General features: G+C 57.8%; 18 protein-coding genes. 9 read left to right on the top strand and 9 right to left on the bottom strand.

What is annotated here, in order from left to right; translation table 11 throughout:
* Nucleotides 1-94: 94 nt before the first annotated feature.
* Nucleotides 95-1,093: an AraC family transcriptional regulator gene (locus ACIGJG_RS27785; RefSeq protein ID WP_043355323.1), complete on the top strand. Its 999-nt coding sequence runs from the start codon at nt 95-97 to the stop codon at nt 1,091-1,093.
* 230 nt (nt 1,094-1,323) lie between these two features.
* On the opposite strand, the gene ACIGJG_RS27780 is transcribed toward ACIGJG_RS27785, so the two are convergent.
* From ACIGJG_RS27780 to ACIGJG_RS27770, 3 genes are all read right to left on the bottom strand, one after another.
* Nucleotides 1,324-1,662 (bottom strand): EthD domain-containing protein, encoded by a 339-nt coding sequence (locus ACIGJG_RS27780; RefSeq protein ID WP_052495067.1) that lies wholly within the window; start codon nt 1,660-1,662, stop codon nt 1,324-1,326.
* A 327-nt stretch (nt 1,663-1,989) separates the two neighbouring features.
* Entirely contained in the window at nt 1,990-3,615 is a 1,626-nt protein-coding gene (locus ACIGJG_RS27775) for a GMC family oxidoreductase (RefSeq protein WP_483673437.1), read from the bottom strand.
* On the bottom strand, nt 3,608-4,984 hold the full coding sequence (locus tag ACIGJG_RS27770) for an MFS transporter (RefSeq protein WP_483673435.1): 1,377 nt from the start codon (nt 4,982-4,984) through the stop codon (nt 3,608-3,610). The genes ACIGJG_RS27775 and ACIGJG_RS27770 overlap by 8 nt, the downstream gene beginning before the upstream one ends.
* Nucleotides 4,985-5,946: 962 nt before the next feature.
* Here ACIGJG_RS27770 and ACIGJG_RS27765 point away from each other — a divergent pair.
* The 5 genes from ACIGJG_RS27765 to ACIGJG_RS27745 all read left to right on the top strand — a co-directional run bounded on the left by ACIGJG_RS27765 (nt 5,947) and on the right by ACIGJG_RS27745 (nt 11,144).
* Nucleotides 5,947-7,236 carry a cytochrome P450 gene (locus ACIGJG_RS27765; RefSeq protein ID WP_483673434.1) on the top strand — a complete coding sequence of 430 codons (1,290 nt, stop codon included), beginning with the start codon at nt 5,947-5,949 and terminating at the stop codon, nt 7,234-7,236.
* Nucleotides 7,237-7,260: 24 nt separating this feature from the next.
* A complete protein-coding gene (locus ACIGJG_RS27760; RefSeq protein ID WP_062802147.1) occupies nt 7,261-7,458 on the top strand; it encodes a ferredoxin in 198 nt (65 codons plus the stop codon).
* Nucleotides 7,455-8,654, top strand: coding sequence for an NAD(P)/FAD-dependent oxidoreductase (locus ACIGJG_RS27755; protein WP_483673433.1), 1,200 nt, complete (start codon nt 7,455-7,457; stop codon nt 8,652-8,654). Before ACIGJG_RS27760 ends, ACIGJG_RS27755 begins: the two co-directional genes overlap by 4 nt.
* Before the next feature lie 31 nt (nt 8,655-8,685).
* Nucleotides 8,686-9,654, top strand: coding sequence for a tripartite tricarboxylate transporter substrate binding protein (locus ACIGJG_RS27750; protein WP_483673432.1), 969 nt, complete (start codon nt 8,686-8,688; stop codon nt 9,652-9,654).
* Nucleotides 9,655-9,716: 62 nt separating this feature from the next.
* Complete coding sequence (locus ACIGJG_RS27745; RefSeq protein ID WP_435384343.1) at nt 9,717-11,144, top strand: NAD-dependent succinate-semialdehyde dehydrogenase; 1,428 nt, start codon at nt 9,717-9,719, stop codon at nt 11,142-11,144.
* Between the two features lie 256 nt (nt 11,145-11,400).
* Here the strand turns inward: ACIGJG_RS27745 and ACIGJG_RS27740 are convergent, their stop codons facing one another.
* The 6 genes from ACIGJG_RS27740 to ACIGJG_RS27715 form a co-directional block, all read right to left on the bottom strand.
* Nucleotides 11,401-11,766, bottom strand: a complete 366-nt coding sequence (locus tag ACIGJG_RS27740) for a MarR family winged helix-turn-helix transcriptional regulator (RefSeq protein ID WP_435384460.1) — start codon at nt 11,764-11,766, stop codon at nt 11,401-11,403.
* Between the two features lie 389 nt (nt 11,767-12,155).
* On the bottom strand, nt 12,156-12,680 hold the full coding sequence (locus ACIGJG_RS27735) for a gamma carbonic anhydrase family protein (protein WP_435384342.1): 525 nt from the start codon (nt 12,678-12,680) through the stop codon (nt 12,156-12,158).
* Nucleotides 12,681-12,807: 127 nt separating this feature from the next.
* Nucleotides 12,808-14,067, bottom strand: a complete 1,260-nt coding sequence (glcF, locus tag ACIGJG_RS27730; RefSeq protein ID WP_483673431.1) for a glycolate oxidase subunit GlcF — start codon at nt 14,065-14,067, stop codon at nt 12,808-12,810.
* Nucleotides 14,068-14,077: 10 nt separating this feature from the next.
* The gene (gene glcE, locus ACIGJG_RS27725) at nt 14,078-15,151 is read right to left on the bottom strand and encodes a glycolate oxidase subunit GlcE (protein ID WP_435384340.1); all 1,074 of its coding nucleotides are present in this window, start codon (nt 15,149-15,151) and stop codon (nt 14,078-14,080) included.
* Between the two features lies 1 nt (nt 15,152).
* A complete protein-coding gene (locus ACIGJG_RS27720) occupies nt 15,153-16,664 on the bottom strand; it encodes an FAD-linked oxidase C-terminal domain-containing protein (RefSeq protein WP_483673430.1) in 1,512 nt (503 codons plus the stop codon).
* Nucleotides 16,665-16,996: 332 nt separating this feature from the next.
* A complete protein-coding gene (locus tag ACIGJG_RS27715) occupies nt 16,997-17,878 on the bottom strand; it encodes a LysR substrate-binding domain-containing protein (protein WP_043355340.1) in 882 nt (293 codons plus the stop codon).
* 367 nt (nt 17,879-18,245) lie between these two features.
* Here ACIGJG_RS27715 and ACIGJG_RS27710 point away from each other — a divergent pair, with 367 nt between their 5' ends.
* From ACIGJG_RS27710 to ACIGJG_RS27700, 3 genes are read left to right on the top strand one after another with little or no spacing between them, the layout of a single operon-like run.
* Complete coding sequence (locus tag ACIGJG_RS27710) at nt 18,246-19,955, top strand: FAD-binding oxidoreductase (protein WP_483673429.1); 1,710 nt, start codon at nt 18,246-18,248, stop codon at nt 19,953-19,955.
* Between the two features lie 34 nt (nt 19,956-19,989).
* The gene (locus ACIGJG_RS27705; protein ID WP_043355344.1) at nt 19,990-21,213 is read left to right on the top strand and encodes a CaiB/BaiF CoA transferase family protein; all 1,224 of its coding nucleotides are present in this window, start codon (nt 19,990-19,992) and stop codon (nt 21,211-21,213) included.
* Nucleotides 21,214-21,271: 58 nt separating this feature from the next.
* Nucleotides 21,272-22,258, top strand: coding sequence for a Bug family tripartite tricarboxylate transporter substrate binding protein (locus tag ACIGJG_RS27700; protein WP_483673428.1), 987 nt, complete (start codon nt 21,272-21,274; stop codon nt 22,256-22,258).
* The last annotated feature ends 3 nt before the right edge of the window (nt 22,259-22,261 follow it).

Here is a 22,261-nt window from a genome sequence, read left to right as displayed (position 1 = left end):
TGGCTTGCCGACAGTTTGATCAAACTGGTGACCCTCCGCATTGACAGTCCTCGACACTTTCTTGACACTTCGCGACATTGTTCATTGTCATCCCATGTCCGCGCCCACCGCTTACTACGCCAGCACCTACGTGAACCTGCTTTTCGACTACTTGCAGGACCAAGGGCTGGATGCCGTGCATGTGCTGGGGGAATCCAGCCCTAATTGCCAGGAAGTGCGACTCTACGCGCTCGATCACTGGCGGCGTTTGCTTGAGCGTGCCGCCGAGGTTTGCAATGATCCGCTCCTCGGATTGCACGTTGGCCAGCGCATTGCGCCTGCGCATCTCGGCGTGCTTGGATACGCACTTGGGGCTTGCCCTGACGTCGGGGCTGTCTTGCAACGCTGGCAACAGTACGACCGTGTGGTTGCAAACGTAACGCCGGCGGAGCTAAGAACCGAAGGTAAGTCCGTCGTGATGACGTGGCCCCGTTCGACGGAACCAACGGGGCCGCTCGTTGACGAAACGGCCTTGGCTGCGATGACCCGTTTCACGCGAGCCATGACAGATGGTGATGTGAGGCTGGAGGAGGTGTGCTTTGTTAACGCAACACCTCAAGACACCACCCCTTATCTTGCATACTTCGGCTGCCCGGTGAAGTTCGACCAACCGGAGACGAGTCTGCGCTTCCCCGTCGACCTTTTGCAGGCGCCTCTGCGTCAACCTGATGAAGCGCTACTGCGAATCATGGAGCTTCAGGTACAGGCTCTGCTGGGTGCCATGCCGAAGATGGATGACATGGAACATGCCATCAGGCAAGCGGTAGCCGGGCTCGCGCGTCAAGGCGAAGTGAGCCTTGAAACAGTGGCTTCCTCCATGCACATGACCCCCCGCACGTTGCAGCGGCGACTCGACAAACTGGGTCTGAAATTTCGCGAGCTACGTGACGACACGAGACGCCGGATTGCAGAGAATTACCTAAAAGATCCACGGCTTTCGCTCGCTGAGGTGGCCTGGATACTTGGGTACTCGGAGCACAGTGCATTTACTCGCGCATTCCGGAGATGGACATCGCAGAGCCCGCAAGCCTGGCGCCGCGAAATGGATGCGTGATCCGCTACGGGCAACAGTGCAGTCGCCCATGTGATTGCAGCGCTGAAGGTTTTAGGCTGGCCTCCTCGGCCCAAGTCCCAAGCTCTCGCACCGGGTTGCATGGCCTTCCATCGCCGCTACGGCGGAGTAAGCGACCCGCCCTGGCCCGTCGCCTCACGTGGCGGAGAAGCTGTTGAGCTTCTACCCGACTCATCTTTGAGACGACGGGAAAGCAGGTACTTCCATGCCGTCTACTTACTGCGAATCACCTCGGTGATTGGCTCGAAATAACAACCATATTTGACATCGCCCACCGTGTCACTCATTTGCATCTCCGCTGTGTTGACGCGAGCCTGGATCCCATCTGTGACGACCTGCGGGTCAGCGGCCTCGCAGTTATAGAGTGCCAGGTACTGCCACGGATGAGGCCCCGCTTTTCGCTGCTGCTCCGTGCGACTGAAGCGCTGTGCGCTCACCACGCCCGGTACGCGCAACACGTCTGGAAGGTGCTGCTCGGTATACCAGCGATTGAACTCTTCTTCACGCCCCGGAACCGCGTTCGTGAGTACCAGATAGGTGAACTTGACCATTCTTATCTCCTTAAGGTTATTGAAGTACAGGGAATGTCCAGCGGCCGATGCCCTGTGACGCGCCCGTGATGGGTATGTGTTGACTGGCGAGTCCCTTGTTCACGTGGTCCTCTTTGCTGGAACCCGCGCTTTGGCATTCCGGCGGTTTCGGCGCTTGAGAGAAAGGGTGTGGCCCAACGCTTCCATCAAACGACGCAAGCCCGTAGACGTTCCCATTCGATGCTGGGAAATCTATGCTGCAACCTTTCGTCCCCGTGTAAGGGGACAACCGGGAAGAAGGCGACGGAGCAAGCTCGAAACGCCAGTGAACAGAGTTCTCCGAAAACTTCAACGAACGGATGTGCGTGAATTTCGTATCAAGTCTGCGGCCTTCTCTGCCATGGCCATAATGGGAAGGTTCGTGTTCCCACTGATGATCGTTGGCATCACAGATCCATCAATTACTCTCAAGTTCTCAACCCCGCGCACTTTCAACTCCTCGTCAACAACAGCGTTGTCGTCGACTCCCATGCGACACGTGCCAACCGGGTGATAGATGGTTTCCGCATGCGAGCGTATCCATGCCTTACGGGCTGCACCGGTGGAGAAAGCATCGATGTCGAGCCTTCGTTTGATGTACTTCCGGAGCGCCGGCTGGTCGACAATCTCGCACGTGCGTTCCACGCCGCGCACCAAACTCTCCAGGTCAGACTCGTCTGAGAGGAAGCGAGGGTCGATTCGGGGAGAATCGGACGGATCTGAAGAACGCAGTCGCAGCACGCCTCTACTTTTTGGACGCAGCTGGCATACGCGGACTGCAAATCCGTGGGGAACTTTTTCGTTAGGCGGTGGATTGCGCAGCGCAATGATCAGATGGGCCTGCCACTCAGGCAGATCCGGATTTCTGTCGGAGTTGTAAAATGCTCCTGCCTCAACGCCTTGAGAGGAAGCCGGCCCGCCTCCTGAAAGAAGATAGCGAGCTCCTGCCATTCCGCCTCTTACCAGGCCGATATAGGGCGTGAGCGTATTGGGCTGCGACGCTTCTAAGCGAATCGCGCAATCAAGATGGTCCTGAAGGTTCTCACCGACGCCTTGCAGATCGACCACGGGAGCGATACCAATCGACTGCAGATGTTTGGCCGGTCCGATCCCCGAAAGCATCAGGAGTTGCGGTGAGGCAATGGCCCCTGCTGTCAGAATCACTTCGCGGTCCGCGCGAAGCTCCACCTCCTCCCATCCATCCTCAATCACTACGCCTTGCGCTCGCTTTCCGGCAAGGAGAATCCTGCGGACTTTACAGTTCGCCATCAATGTCAGATTGGATCGGTTACCTGCTCGATCCAGGTAACGATAAGCACCGGATCGCTTTCCCTCGGCAATCGTAAGCTCGTAGAATCCTGCGCCTACCTGCGACGCCCCATTGAATCCGTTGTTCTCCGGCATACCGGCCGATACTGCGCTCTCTATGAACGCAGTCGATATGGCGTTTTGCTGCGTGCCGTATGACAGGCGAATCGGACCCGCGTACCCGCGATCGTCATTCCTCGCCTTCGTTACCAGTGATGCATCCTCAATCTTTCGAAAATACGGACGAAGGGATTCATAGTCCCAGCCCGACAGGCCCTGAGATGCCCAGTTGTCGTAATCGGATCGGTTCCCCCGGATAGCAATCATGGAATTGATCGAGGATGAACCGCCCACCACCTTGCCCCGGGGTATATAAATATTCCGATTGTCCAGTTGTGTCTGGGGCTCCGTCCAATAGCGCCAGTTGAATTTTTGGCTCTTAAAGAGAACCCGGATCCCTGCCGGCATCTGAACAAAGATGGATGACGCGGGAGCGCCCGCCTCTATCAGCAGTACCTTGACGCTGGGATCTTCACTCAGCCGAGAAGCGAGAACACACCCTGCCGAGCCGGCGCCGATAACAATGTAGTCGTATGAAGCGGTTTTCATAATCAGGAGATCACTCAACGCGAGCCGATGCCTTGAGCGCCATGCGCACGCGGCGAATGTGCTCGTCCGACTGTCCGAGCTCATCAATCGGTACTCGTGACGTTTCAGGAGACGCCAAGATGGCAAAAATAGACAACACTGCGCCCCCCATCATGAAATAGGCGGGTGATGAAGGGTTTCCGGTCAGCTTCGTCAGAGAAGCGCTGATTAAAGGAGCGGTGCCGCCAAATAGCACCATGGCCACGTTGTAGCCTACCGACATGGCGCTGTAGCGTGTGCGTGTCGGAAACAACTCCGTCATCATGCAGAACGGCGCGCTGCCATACATCCCCATCAATACCCCGACGCTAGCCATCGTGGCAATTACCACCTCTGGTGTCGAGCCCACGACGATCCGGAACAAAGGAAGCGCAACGACGAGGTATGCCAATGCCGCCGTAAAGGCGACGGGTCGTCGACCCACGCGGTCGGATAGCGCTGCAGCGAATGGGATCACAATCACTGAACCCAGAAAGGCCAGGCCGGACGCCGCTAGAGCTTGCCCGCTACTCAACCGTCCAGTTGACACGAGATAAGACGGGAGATACGCCAGGATCAAGTAGTAAGGGATGCCGTGTGAGATCGCTACGCCAAGACATTTGACAATGCTTCGCCAGTCGTCACGAAGGGCTTCGCGCAATGGTGCTTGTGCCGCGCCCTCGCGTTCTAAGTGCAACCGGAATGCCGGTGTTTCCTCGATGCGCAGCCGCAGCCAGAACGCACCCAACCCAATCGGACCAGCGATCAGGAAGGGCAATCGCCAGGCCCATGCCTCAACTGCCGTCTGACCAAAAATGCTGGTGATCGCCAGAACAAGACCGGATCCGCTCAACGCACCAATTCCAGCCGACATACCGAAGAACCCGATCACAACGCCACGCCGGCGTGTCGGGGCGTACTCGGCAAGGAATGCGAGTGCTCCACCTGCTTCGCCTCCCGCGGAAAATCCCTGAATCATGCGTAGGGCTACCAGCAGCAAAGGAGCGGCGATGCCAATCGCCTCGTATCCCGGTAGGACACCGACCAACCCCGTCGAAACGCTGATCAAACCAACGACAATCGCGAGCGTATCGCGCCGTCCAAGCCGGTCTCCCAGCGATCCAAAAAACAGAGCGCCGAGTGGTCGGGTAACGAATGCGACGGAGAATGCCGCGAAAGCCGCTATCAGGCTAACGATCGGGTCGCTGCTTGGGAAGAACACCTTCGCCAGGGTGGCGGAAAGATAGCCATACAACGAGTAGTCAAACCACTCCAGCATGTTTCCCACGGCGGCACCGGAGATCGGCTTGAGAACATCCCGGACCCGTTGGGGGTTGGGGGTCGAACCTCTTCGGGGATGATGTTGCATTGATTTTGTCTCCACTTCTATAAGCAATGTTTGAAAAACCGAAGCGCGCTTACTCTTATTTGTGGTAAATATTAGGTAGCCTACCTATTGCAATCAAATAGGCGTTTACCCTCCCATCAACGAAGTCAGGTGGCTGATTTTGAGCCGCAAATGGCACTTTTACGCTTTATCTTGACAGACCATCGTGGCGACCTACGCTATATGTAATCGATTGCATCGTGGAATGGGCTATGCGCCGATGCGAACGAGTGTTGAAAGACCTGCTTTTTTCTTGCGGTGGCCCCCCTAACTAAAGTCGATCACCCCGGAGGTAGCTATGTCACTGATGGCAGCGGTACGCGAGGCGTTCAATCAATGGGAGCGCTTTCGATTCATGTCGATGTTCGAGTACCTCAGTGCCGAGTTAGGGGAGAGCTGGAGCCTATTTATTTGATTTGTAGGCTGCCAAAGCGAGGTCGCTTCGGCTTTCTCGCTTGCCTTCTTGCACCGGCTTCACTGTCCCCCCGCGCCTCTTTAACAACGCGTCGTGAGGCTGCCCCCTTGGTCAGCGAGTGGTGGCGATCGCGCACTTCTAACCCCACGCATAGGCGAGAAAAAACACCCGCATGGGTCCCAAGCGGGCCTCCGGCCGCGCCTCACTCGGTACCGACCTCTGTCGTCAGCCAGCCCGGCCAGACCGCATATCTACCCTGGGACGAGCTATAACAACCAGAAGGCAAACAGTCCTCGCGCATACCCAGTGGGTCACCGGCGGCATATCTTGACCACTGAAATCGGCGGTCGCCCGCCTTCAGGCCAACTGGGCTCCCCCAGTCTAGCCACGCCCTCCTCTCCCACCCCTGGTCCCGCTCGAGATTTGTGACGCGAGGTCAATCCTCTGCACCGATTAGGGTAAACCCCTTTTGCATATAGTAGGTAGGCTGCCTAATATGTACTCACAATTTCCCATCGGAGACATATTCATGACCGCCCCCCAAACCCCCACGCAGTCGACTGGCTGCCCGTTTCACGCGGCCTCACCTGCGCAGTCCACGTGTCCGATGCACGCTGGCGGGGACAGCGGCATCCCCGACTTTCCGCCCGAACGGGTCGATCCTTTGTCGCCGCCGCCGGTGTACTTCCAGATGCAGCAAGGAAGCGGCTTGGGGCAAGCTAGGCTCTGGGACGGAAAGATCGCCTGGCTGATTACGCGCTATGACGACGTCCGCTCGGTCCTGTCTGACCCTCGCTTTAGTTCTGACATTACGAATCCCGGCTATCCCACTGTCAGTGCTGCAATGAAAGTTGCCCGGGGTAGTAACCGGACCTTCATCACCATGGATGCACCCAAGCATGCAGAGCATCGGCGCATGCTGACAGGTGAATTCTCGATCCGCAAAATCGAGGCCCTTCGCCCGCGGATTCAGGCGATCGTAGACAAGCTGCTGGACGACTTCGCAACAAAGCCTCAACCCTCCGACCTGGTTAGCGCCTTTACGTTGGCTACGCCGGCATTGGCGATCTCAGAGTTGCTTGGCGTTCCGTACGAAGACCATGACTTCTTTCAGGAACTGGCGATGGTCCTGACGTCGAGTAGTGCGACGCTTGAGGAGGCCATCGCTGCAAATCATGAGTTGTGCGAGGTGTACCTGAAGGACCTGGTGGCGAAGAGATCGGAGAACCCCGGGGAAGATATCCTCAGCCGCCTCATCGTCAATCACGTACGAAAGGGCGATATCACCGAAACGGACGTTGTTTCCCTTGCAAGGCTCTTGCTGATCGCCGGCCACGAGACCACGGCGAATACGACCGCAATGGGAGTGCTTTTCCTCCTGCAACGACCGGATATCTGGAATGAGCTTCGACAAGACACAAGCCTCGTTCCAAACGCGGTGGAAGAAATTCTGCGCTATCTGGATGTCACACATTCAGGAAAGCGTCGTGTCGCCACCGAGGACATTGTCGTGAACGGACAAATGATCCAGGCGGGCGACCCCGTTGTAGTGCTGAGTGTCTCGGCCAATCGCGACAGCTCGAAATTTGAAGATCCGAATGTGTTCGACCTTCGCCGAGATTCAAGGACGCAGGTCTCGTTCGGATACGGCCCGCATCAGTGCATCGGTCAACCCCTCGCACGGCTCGAAATGCAGATCATGTTCACCGCCTTGCTGGAGCGGTTTCCGAACCTCGAGCTTGCTGTTCCCGTGGAAAACCTTGATTTCAAGGGCGATTCACTCATGTATGGCGTCAAGGAACTCCCTGTTCGCTGGTAATCCACCACTTAAATGATACGCATCATGAAAATCACGATCTACCCCGAAAAGTGCTGCGGTTCTGGTCAATGTGTCGTCAACGCGCCGGATCTGTTCGACCAAAAGGAGGATGGCATCGTCATTCTCTTGAACGCAGAGCCGTCGGCTGACCAATTCGAATCAGCACGCTTGGCTGCTGGCATCTGCCCAGCGCTCGCCATCGAGATTCACGAGGATCAATGATGAACTCCCCCGAGCACATCGTCGTTGTCGGCGCCTCGGCCGCCGGCATCACGGCAGCACGAGCGCTGCGCGCACAGGGCTGGGGAGGGCGGCTCACGCTGATCGGAAAGGAAGGCGGCATGCCTTATGACCGCCCTCCTCTTTCAAAGAGGCTGATGGCAGGAGAATGTCCGGTAGAGGCGCTCAACTTTGTGTCCGAGGACGGCATGAAGGCGCTGAACCTGCACTACCTGGACGGGACATCGGCCACCGCCCTCGATACGAACGCCAGTTCGCTGCAACTCAGCAACGGCTCTACACTTCAATATGATCGCTTGCTGATCGCCACGGGCGCGGACGCTCGAGTGATTCCCAACCTCAACCAGGCGGCGAACTGCTACAGCCTGCGCAACTTAAACGACGCGCTGGCGATTCGGGAACATCTGACTGCCGGAAAGCGAGTGCTAGTAGTCGGCGCGGGCTTCATCGGCACAGAGTTAGCGGCGATTGCAAAGACCAGCGGCTGTGAGGTGACCGTCATCGATAAGTCGAAAGTTCCTCTCGGGGCGAGAGTCGGGGATATCGTTGGGAAGCGGATCGAAAAAATCCATGAAGCCAACGGCGTGGTTTTCCACAACGACTGCGAACTCAGGGAGGTGAAATGGCGTGACCGCACCATTACCGAAGTCCGCTTGGACACTGGGGCTGTGATCACTTGCGACGTAATTGTTGTGGCTATCGGCGCAGTTCCCAGCGTGCAGTGGTGCAGCGGATTAAACATCCGCAGCGGCGTAGTCTGCAATGAATACTGTGAAGCAGCCCCGAACGTGTATGCCGCCGGCGATGCTGCAGAGTGGTTTCACAAAGGCTACGGCGAGCACATGCGCATTGAACACCGGACGAATGCAAGCGAACAGGCGATGGCCGCGGCAAAGAACATGCTCGGCTCTCGCGTTGAATACGCTCCGCTTCCGTTTTTCTGGTCGGATCAGTACCAGGTCCAAATCCAAAGCTACGGACGCATCGGCCCGCAATACACCGTTGAAGTTGTCGAAGGGGATCCACTGAAAGACGACTCCTGCATCTTTCGCTACTACCAGGGAGACGTTTTGATGGGCGTTCTTAGTTGGAACGCCAGTAGAAAAGCGCGTGAGTACATCAAGCCGTTGAAGGAGGAGTGGACGAAGAACCACGCTCCAGCTGCGGTAGCAGGTTGAGACTGTATTTCATAATAAATGAGGAGACAACATGACAAAACCCGCTTCGGCTATCCGCAGAGCAGTCCTACTCTGCTCCCTGGCCCTGCCCTCCATCCTGTACGGCCAGCAATCTGACCGGTTGCCGGTCCGGCTCTTTGTTGGCTACGGACCGGGCGGTGGCACCGACGTAGTTGCACGCGCAGTTGGCGAAGAGCTGGCGAAAATCTGGAATCGGCCTGTAATCGTCGAAAATCGGCCCGGCGCAAACGGGTCGATCGCCAGCAAGGCTGTCGCGCGAGCTGAACCGGACGGTTCGACCTTTCTGGTCATGCCCCCGACAACGTTGATCATCGACGCATACTTGCGCCCCACTGTTGCTGTCGATCCCACCAAGGAACTCACTCTTGTGAGCGGGCTGGCCGCAACCCCACTCGTTGTGGTGACCCCGGCTTCCGCGCCATACAACAACCTCGCTGACCTCATTAAGGCAGCTCGTGCGGCCAACGGGAAGTTCACGTACGGATGGGCCAACTTGGGCATGCGTGTCGGTATGGAGGAATTCGCGCAAAAGACCGGAATAAAGATGACCCCAGTCGGCTACAAGAGTGCTGGGCAAAGTGTCCCAGCTATCGTCTCAGGTGAGATCGATATGCTCATGATCGATATGGCACCGATCGCGCAACTCGTTAAGGCAGGAAAAGTGAAGGCCCTTGCCGTGTCGACGCCAGAACGCTCGCCTATGCTGCCAAACGTCCCTACCTTCAAGGAAGCTGGGATTGACGTCCAGCTTACCGGAACCATCGCCCTGTATGCGCCTGCCAAAATGCCCCGGAACGCAATCAAAAGAATACAGAACGATGTCGCTACGGTTTTGAAGAACAGCGAGCTTCGCACGCGGATGCAAGGCACTGGAATGGAAGTCATTACGCAGTCCCCGGAGGATTTTGAGGGCTTCCTTAACCAGCGCAAGAAGAGCATTGATGCAGTAATTAAAATCGGTGATTTTAAGCTCGAATAGATCGACCTCCGTCACAACCACGGAATTTCGTAGCTAACCTCTTAGTCATTGGAGTACACGCTGTGTATCCAGAATTATACCTTTACATCAATGGCGAATTTCTCGGCATTGAAGGCCGGCGACACCAGGACGTAGTCAACCCTGCGACGGAGGAGGTCGTTGGGCGACTGCCGCTCGCCACCCGCGAGGACCTCGACACCGCCGTCGAGGCGGCTCATCGAGCTTTCCAGAAGTGGCGCGACTCATCGCCTTTGGAACGCAGTGCAATCTTGCGTAAAGTTGCGGAGCTCGCCCGTCAAAGGGCGCCGGAGATCGGCCGCAACATGACCATTGACCAGGGGAAGCCTCTGCACGAAGCCGTGGGCGAAGTAACGGTTTGTGCGGAGCATGCGGACTGGCATGCAGAAGAGGCTCGACGGATCTACGGCCGCGTGATCCCCAGCCGCAACCCTATCGTCCGCCAGCTCGTGCTACGTCAGCCGGTCGGAGTCTGCGCAGCCTTCACCCCTTGGAACTTTCCTTTCAATCAGGCGATCCGGAAAATCTCTGCCGCGCTTGGCGCAGGCTGTACGATCATTCTGAAGGGACCAGAAGAGACACCGAGTGCCGTGTTGGCGATCGCTCAACTGTTCCATGATGCGGGCCTTCCTCCTGGTTGCTTAAACATTGTATTTGGCGTCCCGGCGGAGGTGTCAGCACACCTCATCGCATCTCCGCTGGTCCAGAAGATCTCCTTTACGGGGTCCACTGCTGTTGGCAAACAACTAGCAGCTCTCGCAGGCTCCCATATGAAGCGAATCACTATGGAGCTTGGTGGTCACTCCCCCGCAATCGTCTTCGACGATGCGGATGCCGATACCGCCGCCGAGATGCTTGCAAACTACAAGCTGCGAAACGCTGGTCAGGTATGCGTCTCGCCCTCCCGCTTCTTCGTCCAGCGCCGGGCTTACGATAGGTTCCTCAGGCGCTTTACGGACGTCATTGGCGCAGCGCGGGTCGGCAACGGTCTAGACAGCTCGACACAGATGGGACCGCTCGCAAACCAACGCCGTGTTGCTGCAATGGAAGGGTTGATTGCCGACTCCAAAGCGCGCGGCGGAAAGGTTGTCGTCGGAGGGACCAGGTGCAGCGACACAGGACATTTCTTCGCGCCCAGCGTCGTTATAGACATTTCAGACGACTCCATGCTCATGACTTGCGAGCCATTCGGCCCTGTCGCCCCAGTTGTAGCATTCGACGATCTCGATGAGGTACTGGCACGAGCGAACAAACTGACTTACGGCCTGTCGTCTTACGTGTTTACCGAGTCAGCGAAGACGGCGCATGCTGTCTCTACCCGCCTTGAGGCCGGCATGGTCAACATCAACCACTTTGGAAGCGCTCTCGCCGAAACACCGTTTGGAGGCATCAAAGATAGCGGTATCGGGAGTGAAGGTGGGACCGAGACGTTCGACGGCTATCTCGTCACTAAATTTGTCACTCAAGTGTAGATCGGGGGTCGCAAAGGGCGATTCGTAGCCCTTTCCCCCGAAACTACGTTCCCAGTCAGGTTTTGGCGCCTAAATGAGTGTTAGGCGCCTTTTTTATTAGCGTACAGGTCGCGGCAGTGCGGCCATATTAGGCGATCCGGTCGCTCTCGGCGACTCTGACAACTACCTGCATAGTTCCGCAGTTGCAGCGCAAGCGCGGCCGGCTAGCGATAAGCCTTCTCGAATCGTGTCGTCTTTCAGGTAGATTTCGTTGGTATTACTCGTGGTCCAGCCACGGTTCTCTTTCGAACATCTTATCGATGATGGGGAACATCGCGATCACCGTCTGCAACTCCTCGGGCGTCAATCCCTCCATGCGCTTGCGCAGTGCCGCCGTCCGCTGTGCGGCCAATTTTCCGGCCACAGCCCGGCCTTCATCAGTAATCTGAATCATGTTGTTGTACGAGCCGACGGGTGCGGAGCGCGCGATTAACTCGGCGTCGACCATCCGCCCGACAATCTGCGTCATCGTAGGCAATCTGACGCCTTCATTCCTGGCCAGATCGCTAACTCGCATCGGCCCTCTTACGAGCAATGCACTAAGAACAGCGCTCTGCGCGGGGGGCACGTGCGCCGCTCTCATTTCCCGCCTCAGCGCTACAACGATCCGCATCAAGCGGGGTCTAAGTTCGTCCGCAAGCATTTCAACCGAGGGTTCTGTCATGTCTACAAAAATGGGGGAATCACTGATAACAGATGATATAACGATTCAGTGAAGAATGATCGCGCGAAGTGCCTGGAGGCACCGAGTCGATATGGTCCGACTGGCGCGGTTAGCGACCACGCAGACAGCGGCGGCGCGTGAAGGGGTACTGCGCCTGTGGCCGGGTAGCAACTCAAGGCCGGGCCTTGTCGGGTCCGTTCGCGATGGCCGGAGCACCAATCTTGGTGGAGAGGGATGACGAGACGAGGCGCTGGCTGGCGCTCTCGTCTCAAGACGTCGACGCTTGATCCGCCGACGCGCGGAGCTCGCTAACTCAGCTTGACCAGGTCCTTCTTGTACGTCTTCGCCTTGCTAATGTAGTCGTCAGCGTTCTTCTCGATCGCAGCTTTGACTTCCTCCGTTAGTTCGCGTACCTGGTTTGCAGGTGTGCCCATGACCAAGCTTCCTGCCGGGAAGTTCTTGCGCTCGCCGATCAAGGATCCGGCCCCCACGAGGCATTGTTGTCCGAGTTCGGAGCCATTCAGGATCACAGCCTGAATGCCGACCAGACTACGTGCTCCGACCTTGCAACCGTGAAGCATCGCCTGGTGTCCAATGGAGACCATCTCGCCTACCTCGACGGGAAAGCCAGGATCGGTGTGCAACACAGCCCCCTCCTGGACGTTCACGCCTCGCCTAATCGTGATCTTGTCATTGTCGCCGCGGATCACAGCGCCGGGCCAGATGGACACGTCTTCGGCGATTTCCACGTCGCCGATGATTACCGCATGCTCGGATACATACGAGCTCGGATGAATTGTCGGTTCTTTCTCTCCAATTCGATAGATCGCCACAAAATGCTCCTCTTATCTTGATGTGACTAACTTTTCGCCGACCGCGTTACTTGCAGGAGGCGAAACACTACTGCATGGGCCGCTCCGCGGCCCATGCCGACTTCGACGCCCGTCTCTTTCCCTGCCGCTAGATAAATACTTGTTCCTCTGGTTGGACTGCCGGCTCGATTGCATCATCCAGTATCTCGATCCAGTGCTTTACTGGCGTGGGCGTTCCACTTTGCAAATGCTGAATGCAACCGATGTTCGCAGACACGATACAGTCAGGCTGCTTCTCACTCAGATGCCTGATCTTGCGGTCTCGGAGCTGGAGTGAAATTTCGGGCTGCAGAACGGAGTAGGTGCCGGCTGATCCGCAACAAAGGTGACTCTCCACGCCGGCACCATGAACGGAAAATCCCAACTGTCCCAGATGCTCCTCCACCACTCCCCGCAGCTTCTGGCCGTGTTGCAGCGTGCACGGCGGATGGAACGCCAAGGCCGGCTTTTCGAACGCTTTGACTTTGCCGCGCAGTCGTGGCAGAAGTTCAGGAAGCAATTCGCTCAGGTCGCGGGTCAACTCGCTAACCCGAGCTGCCTTCTCGGCGTACTCCGCGTCATGTTTTAGCAAGTCGGCGTAGTCCTTCACGGTCGCGCCGCAGCCAGACGCGTTCATGACAATTGCTTCGACTTCACCGCTGGAAATCGCCGGCCACCAGGCGTCGATGTTTCTGCGCATATCATCGAGACCGCCCTTGTAATCTCCGGTGTGCAGCCGGATCGCGCCACAGCAACCGGCTCGAGGAACATTTACAACCTGGAAGTCGGCTGCATCGAGTACCCGCACGGTCGCAGAATTGATATTCGGCATCATCGCCGGCTGCACACAACCTTCGAGCATGAGCACTTTCCTGGCGTGGCGGCGCGTTGGACGCTGTCCCGCAGGTCTGCTCGGCGTAAGCTTGTTGGCGAGCTTGGAAGGAAGTAGCGGCCGAACCATTCGGCCAATCTTCATGGCCGGCAAGAACAATGGCGAAGTTATCCCCTCGCGCAGCAGCCAACGCACCGCGCGGTCTTTTGGCCGACGAGGAATGCGCTCGTCGACTAGCTTCCGCCCAATGTGAACTAGCTTGCCGTACTCGACACCGCTGGGACAGGTGCTTTCACAGTTCCGGCACGTCAAGCAGCGGTCTAGATTCTGTTGGGTGCTTGCTGTGACCTCTTCCCCCTCAAGCAACTGCTTCATCAAGTAGATGCGTCCCCGGGGTCCGTTACGTTCATCGCCCAGAAGGAGGTACGTCGGACACGTTGCCGTACAAAAGCCGCAATGCACGCACTTGCGCAGTATCTCTTCGGCCTCCGCCCCTTCTGGAGTATTGGCAAACTCATGACTTAGTTTTGTCTGCATACGGAGCCCCTTACAGGCCGGGGTAGAGCCGACCAACATTGAAGATGCCATCGGGATCAAACGCTTGCTTGAGATTGCGATGAATCTCGAAGAGCGCATCGCTCGGTGGGGTGAACACGCCGCTCCTATGATGCGGATCCCTGAACAGCGTGGCGTGACCACCAAGCGATGACGCCATTTCCCGAACGTCCTCGATGGGATCGTCGGTGTACAGCCATCTCAATGCACCACCCCATTCAATAAGCTGGTTCGCGGCCAAGAAGGGTTGGGAGACTGCCGGAACTGAAACACGCCAGAGAGGCACGTCGCTCTGTGAGAAGAAGTCGTGGCGGTGATCCCGGACGGCATCCCACCAGGAAAACGCTTCGTCTGGTTCCAGCTCAGTCCCGCCCAAACGCTTTCTGGCTTCCGTGACAGCAGAGGCTGCACCACTCAGTCGGAGGAACAGCATTCCGTCGTGCCAGGCACTCGCATTGACTGGCAATGCTTGCCGAGTCAGCCCGGTTAAGAGAGACAACGCCCCTGCTTCGTCGCGTTCAAAGACCAGGGTGATAGTCAATGAATGAATGGGCAGAACCTTCAGTGAGACCTCACAGATAACACCGAGCATTCCCATAGAGCCGGCTAGAAGACGCGAAACGTCATAACCGGCAACGTTCTTCATCACTTGCCCGCCGAATGTCAGAAGCTCGCCTTTGCCGTTAATCATGGTCGCGCCGAGAACGAAGTCCCGAATGGACCCTACCCCGACGCGTGCTGGCCCGCTCAGACCTGCCGCGACCGCTCCTCCGACAGTACTTCCTTTAGCAAAGCGTGGCGGCTCAAAGGCAAGGTACTGATTGTGCTCGGCCAGCACGGCCTCAAGTTCTTCTAGCGGTGTGCCTGCACGAGCGGTGACAACCAGCTCAGACGGTTCATAGCTGCAAATTCCGCTGAGGCGCCTGACATCACACGGTTCCCCCGACGGCTCTTCACCGTAGAAGCATTTCGTACCGCCGCCAACGATGTTGAGAGAGGTCTTCGTTTTTCTTGCATGCAGGACTGTCTCAATCAGATGAGACACTTCCGTGGGGATCGTCGTCATTCTAGAACCTCGGGATTTCTGGATGCGGCAGCATCCCACGCCGAACAGTCATGCGACCATATTCGGCACATCGATGCAGCGTCGGAATTACCTTCCCAGGATTCAAGAGCGATTGCGGATCGAATGCACGTTTCAGCGCAAACATTTGTTCTCGCTCTGCGCCTGAGAACTGAACGCACATTGAGTTCAGCTTCTCCACGCCCACACCGTGCTCTCCGGTCACCGTCCCGCCGAGCGCGACGCTTGTTTCCAGAATCTCTGCCCCGAACTGCTCCGCTTGGTGCAGTTCTTCGGGATTGTTGGCGTCGAAAAGGATCAGCGGATGTAGATTCCCGTCGCCGGCGTGGAACACGTTCACGCAGCGAAGCCCGTAGCGCACCTCCATCTCGCTGATTGCTCGAAGGATCGCAGCGAGACTCTTGCGAGGAATCGTGGAATCCATGCACAGGTAATCCGGACTCATGCGTCCCGTCGCGGGAAATGCATTCTTTCGCCCGCTCCAGAAACGAAGACGCTGCGCCTCGTCCTGACTTGCTTCAAGCCGAGTGGCCCCGCTGGCGGTGAGGACGGCTTTCATCTTTACAATCTCGTCCTCGACCTCCAACGCCGTCCCATCACTCTCGCACAATAGGATTGCGGCCGCGTCCAAGTCATAGCCAGCATGCACGAAGTCCTCCACGGCGGCGGTCATCGGCTTGTCCATCAGTTCCAGGCCGGCTGGGATGATGCCGGCCGCGATGACGTTGGCTACGGCGTCACCAGCGGCTTCGACGGTGTCGAAGCTTGCAACGATGCATCGCGCAAGTTCTGGCTTAGGAATTAACTTGACGGTGACTTCCAATGTCACTGCGAGCATCCCTTCACTTCCTACAACGACGCCGAGCAAATCGAGCCCAGGAACATCAAGGGCTTCCGATCCAAACTCTATCGCCTCGCCCTGAATGTTGTATCCCCGTACCCTCATTACGTTCTGCAACGTGAGTCCGTACTTGAGGCAATGGACGCCTCCGGAATTCTCGGCCACGTTTCCACCAATCGTGCAGGCAATCTGGCTGGACGGATCGGGGGCGTAGTACAGTCCATGCGTAGCGGCTGCCTCACTGATTGCGGCGTTGCGTACACCGCATTGGACCACCGCGGTACAACTGACAGGATCTACCCTGACGATGCGGTTAAAACGAGCTAGCGAAAGGAGCACGCCCATCTCATGCGGGAGCGCACCGCCTGACAATCCCGTGCCTGCGCCCCGAGCCACGACGGGCGCACAGAGCGTCTTGCACGTTCGCAGAATGGCAACAACCTGATCTTCTGTTTCGGGAAGCACCACCACGAGCGGCTGCGCCCGATAGGCCGTAAGGCCATCGCATTCAAATGGCTGGGTGTCCTCGCGCTGCGACAGGATAAGGTCCCTAGGCAGCACGCCTTCTAGCGCGGAAACCACTTCCGCACGCCGGGCTTCCCTCCGCTCAGCGTCAGTAGGATGTGCCAACCAGCCGTCACGCGTCGCATTCATGACTTTGCCCTCCTGGTGCGATGAAGCTGCGTCGTGCTGTGCCGGTCTATTGGATAATCAGTGCGGAGCGACGGCGCGACCGTAGCGAGCCGGCGAACCACGCAATCAGCCTGGACGGATGCTGCAGCTCCAAGGCGGAGCGTTGCTTCCGGGCGCTGAGGCTCAAACGTTGAGCGATGAATGCGATGCATTGTGTGGGGAGGTTCTAATACACTTCTGTCAAAGGCGTCGACGAGACGCCATGACTTGACTGTAGACAATCACGCGATATAGCAGGTTGAGAGTTATTTGCGGTTGAGTTGCAGAAAACTTGATTGCCGTGTTTGGGCCGCTCAACTTAGCGAGTCGGTGAGCCACTCCATAAAGGCGGCGCACTCCCATCTCTCCAGGGCCCCAGGTTCCCAGCATAAGTAGTGCGCCATCGGTGAAGGCACGGATCGATCCGATATGCGGATGAGTCGCCCCCCCTCTAGCCATGACTGCGCCATACGGGTCCTCACTAGTGCCACGCCGAACCCGCACGCGGCTGCGTCATAGAGAAGCCCTAGATCGTTGAATTGAGCGCCCACATGCGGCTCCGTTCTCGTCAATCCACATGAGGAGAACCATGTCGTCCAAGGCTCAAGCGGGCTACGTATCAGACGCGCTTGGTCGATTTCACCCGCCATTTCGAAGCCTTCGAAGGGGCCGAACTCGTTGAGATAGGTAGGGCTGCAAGCCGGCGCCACCTCCTCCGAGAGAACGACGCGATGATCGACGTCCGCATATCCGCCCGCGCCGTACCGGATTTCCAAATCGGATGGCTCGGCTGTGACGTCCAGGAATGGGATGGAGACCTGCAAGATAAGGTCGATGTCCGGATACTTGTTGCGGAACAGTTCCAGTTTGGGCATCAGGAACTGCCTGGAGAAAGTTGGGGTCACCGCGACCCGCAGTCGCGTGGAAGAGGCTTTTCCATTTTTGACCGGCATCTGCTGTAGCGCAGCGAGGCCGCTTCGGACATTCGCCAGGTACGCTGCACCATGTGCAGAAAGCGTGAAGTCACTCCGCCCGAAGAGTTCAACACCGAGGTGAGATTCAAGCTGGCGGATTCGATGACTCACGGCGCTGGTTGTTACACACAACTCGTCGGCGGCACGTGTGGCGCTCCGAAGCCTTGCAACCGTCTCGAAGGTGACAAGACATTGAATGGGCGGGATGTGTTGCAGGGCCATATCTTCTCTCCGTTTGGTGGGCTACCCAGGGCGGATATGCCGCATGTCATCGCTTGAGGCCTAGGGAGCGGCCACACTTCTTGCTGCTCTGTCGCTCGAGCACCATGCCAACGCTGCAACGAGCAAGCGCCCCCAGATTGCTTGCTCAGGATCGACTCACTGGGTCCTCAGGCAAGGACGTACGTGACGCCCTGCAAGGGAAGACCACCAAGTAAGTCGCTCTCCAACCCACAGTGACGTCGCCGCGGGAAGGTCTCTTAGCGATCCGATCTCTTCGTCGACTCCTGCTCCAACCCATGGCCGCGACTGCGTTAACTGCTTGACATTATGCCGCACCAATCTAAACTTATGTAATCGGTTGCACGCAGTGCAGTTTTCGCCTCATCACCGTACTGTCATTGGTTATTTACAGTCTATGATGCAGGTTACCGTAACGTATGTAATCGATTACCAAATCACACAGGAGGCAACAATGCAGGAACGTCGTCGTAAGTTTTACGGGTGGGGCTATGAGGGTGACACCGTCACGCCGGACGAAATCCGGGAGTTCGAGGCAGCGTGGACACGCTTGCTGGGTGTCGAGCACTTCGAAGCGACACCTTTTCCGACGCCCGAAGAAATTTCGCTGCGCAAACCTCGCGTACAGCTGCCCGCGTCGCTTCGCGAAATCTGCACAAGCGATCATTACGACCGCCTGTATCACACCTACGGCGCGGGCACCATGGATGTTGCGCGCGCAATGCGCCGGGAATTTTCCAACCCGCCGGACGTCATCGCCTACCCGCGCACTGAGCAGGACATCGTGGACCTGTTCGACTGGTGCGGGCGCCAGAACGTTGCTGCAGTTCCGTACGGCGGCGGCACCAGCGTCGTGGCCGGCGTGAATCCGCCCGAGCACGATCGTTACCGTGGCGTGGTGTCCATCGACATGAAGCACTTCAACAAAGTGCTGGAGGTAGACCAAACATCGCAGGCCGCGCGCATTCAAGCGGGCGTCCTTGGCCCGGAGCTGGAACGACAGCTCAAGCCCACCGGCCTGACCATGCGATTCTTCCTGCAAGCGTGGGAGTTCTCGTCACTGGGGGGTTGGATCGCAACGCGAGCAGCAGGCCACTTTGCGACCGCGTTCACTCAGATCGACGACCACGTCGAGAGCATGCGAGTGGTAACGCCCCAGGGTGCCATTGAATCCCGACGTTTCCCGGTATCGGGTTCGGGACCCAATCCGGATCGACTTTTCCTCGGCTCCGAAGGCGCACTGGGCATCATTACCGAGGCGTGGGTCAAGCTTCACCGCCGGCCGGTCTTCCGCAAGCAGGTGACCGTACGTTTCCGTGACTATGCGCGCGCTGTCGAGGCCACACGGGTACTGTCTCAATCTGGACTGAACCCTGCCAATGCCCGCCTTGTGGAACGCGAAGAAGCCTTGTACACGGGTTCGAGCGACGGCAGCTATGACATTCTCGTGCTGGGATTCGAGTCCGCCGACCACCCGGTCGAGGCACGCCTGAAGCGAGCACAGGAAATTTGCGCGGAGTGCGGCGGCGAATGGGACGATGATCCGGTCAGCGGAAACCAAGGTGGTGCGGACGCTGCGACATCGAGCTGGCGAAACAAGTTCCTGCGCGGCCCATACCTGCGCGAGTACGCCATTGCTCGCGGCGTCATGCGCGAGACCATGGAAACCGCGTGCACGTGGGACAAGTTCGCCGCTCTTCACGCGCACGTCAAGGCAGAAACGCATAGGGCCATTCGCGAAGTTACCGGCCGCCCGGGTTCGGTGACTTGCCGCTTTACCCACCTCTACCCTGATGGCCCTGCGCCATATTTCACGTGGTTTGCCTATGGCGATAAGGCTCGATTGCCCGAGCAGTTCCAAGCGATCAAACGCATTGGAGAGCAAGCCATGGTGGACGCAGGCGGTACGGTGACCCACCACCATGCGCTTGGTCGGGACCATCGCCCTTGGTACGACAAGGAACGGCCGGAGCTGTTCTGCACCGCGCTAAAGGCCGCCAAGCAGGCCTTTGATCCGCACCAGGTCTTGAACCCTGGCGTGCTGTTCGACCCGAGCTAATTAGTTAGAAACTCAAAAAAGAGGAGTAGGAGATATGGCAGGCCCCCTTGCAGGTATCAAGGTCCTAGACTTGAGCCGGATCCTTGCTGGACCCTGGAGCACGCAACTATTGTCCGACCTGGGCGCTGACGTGATGAAGGTTGAGCGTCCCGGCACCGGCGATGACACGCGAGCTTGGGGCCCGCCGTTCCTTACTCGTGAGGATGGCACGACGACGGAAGAGTCGGCGTACTTCCTTTGCGCCAATCGCGGGAAGCGTTCGATCACTCTGGATGTCAGCAGCAAGGTCGGTCAGGATTTGCTGCACGAGCTAGTCAAAGATTGCGACGTTTTCGTTGAGAACTACAAGTTCGGCGATATGCAACGTTACGGGTTGGACTTCAAGACCCTGAGTGAGATCAATCCTCGGCTCGTCTACTGCTCCATCACCGGCTTCGGGCAGACGGGCCCATACCGCAAGCGGGCTGGATACGATTTCGTGGTGCAAGCCATGGGCGGGCTGATGAGCATCACAGGCGAGCGCGACGGCGTCCCCGGTGGCGGCCCGCAAAAATGCGGGGTGCCCATATCGGACTTGATGACTGGCATGTATGCAAGCGTTGCAATTGTCAGCGCGCTATTTGAGCGAGTCGGCAGTGGCCGCGGGCAGTACATCGATATGAGCCTGCTGGATACGCAGGTGGCGTGGCTGGCAAACCAGGCCTCGAACTATTTGGTGGGCGGGAGCCACCCGCGTCGTTGGGGCAACGCGCACCCCAATCTCGCACCTTATCAGTCATTCCCTGCAAGCGATGGCTCTCTGATCGTAGCAGTCGGTAATGACCGGCAGTTCCGAGCCATGTGCGAAGCGCTGGGTTTAATCAATCTTCCGGATGATGACCGCTATCGACGCAATGCGGATCGTCTAAAGAACCGTGAAAGTCTTGTGGAGGTGCTCTCGGCTCGCTTTGAAGAAGAAGAGAGAGACACGTGGCTCAAACTGCTGGAATCGGTCGGCGTACCTTGTGGCCCGATCCAGAGCATTCCAGAAGCACTGGAGGATCCCCATATCCGGGCGCGTGAAATGGTTTTCTCTTTGCCCCACAGCAGCGGTGCAAGCGCGCCCCAGGTTGCGAACCCTATCAAGTTTTCTCGCAGCAGTATCGACTACCTTCGCGCGCCCCCAGCGCTGGGCGAACACACTGAAACCATCCTGAAAAATGAGCTCGGGAAGTCTGTGGAGCAAATTGAGGCAATGCGCCGCGATGGGACGATCTGACGTGTAATCCGCCCGACCACAGTGATCACCATAAAGATCACGTTCAAAGGAGACAGACATGCATCGATTGCTACGAATTGCGGGGGCATTAGCCGTTTGCGGAGTGACACTGACCATCGGTCTGGCCGCCGCCCACGCTAAGGAATGGCCGGTCCAGCCGATTCGGGTCGTTCTTCCATATCCCCCTGGCGGCGCCTCAGACGTGACCGCCAGGCTCCTAAGCGCTAAGCTTAGCCAGGCATGGGGAGAGTCTGCTGTTGTGGAGAACCGGCCTGGCGCAAACGGCATCATCGCTAATGAAGCCGTTGCGAAGGCGCAGCCTGACGGCTACACCGTGCTGATGGCCAACCTTGGGCCGAATGCCATCAACCCGGCCGTATACGGGAGACTTCCTTATGACACGCTGAAAGACTTTACGCCAGTTGTGTTGGTGACAAAGGTGCCGCTCATTATCGTCACGGCAGCAAATTCGCCGGTGAAGGACCTGCGCCAACTGGTCTCATTAGCAAAGGCCAAGCCAGGACAGATTACCTTTGGATCTGCAGGCAACGGTTCGGGCAGCCATCTGGCCGGGGAACTCCTTAGTACCATGGCTGGCGTCAAGATGAACCACGTTCCCTATAAGGGAGACGCGCCTTCGCTCACAGACGTGCTCGGTCAGCAGATCAATGTTGCCCTTCCCACCGCGCTTGCTGGAATGCCACATGTCAAGAGTGGAAAACTCAGGGCTCTTGCGGTCACGAGCAAGACTCGATTGCCGGCACTGCCCGATGTGCCGACGGTAGATGAAGCGCTCGGGATAAGCGGATACGAAGCCGTTTCTTGGGGTGGATTTATGGTGCCGACCGGGACCTCACCAGCCATCGTTGCTAAGATGAACAGCCAGTTCAACAAAGCCCTTCAGGATCCGGAGGTCCGCGACAAGCTGATGGCTCAAGGCGCGCAGATCGCAGGCGGCACCCCGGAAGCATTCGATGCGTTTCTGCGCACCGAAGTTACGAAATGGAAGCGCGTGGCTGATTCAGCAAAGGTCCGGCTCGACTAGCCC

Source organism: Cupriavidus sp. C1SS-2L, assembly GCF_057073735.1.
The sequence above is the reverse complement of the archived record's forward strand: the minus strand, read 5'-3'. Positions and strand labels throughout refer to the sequence as shown.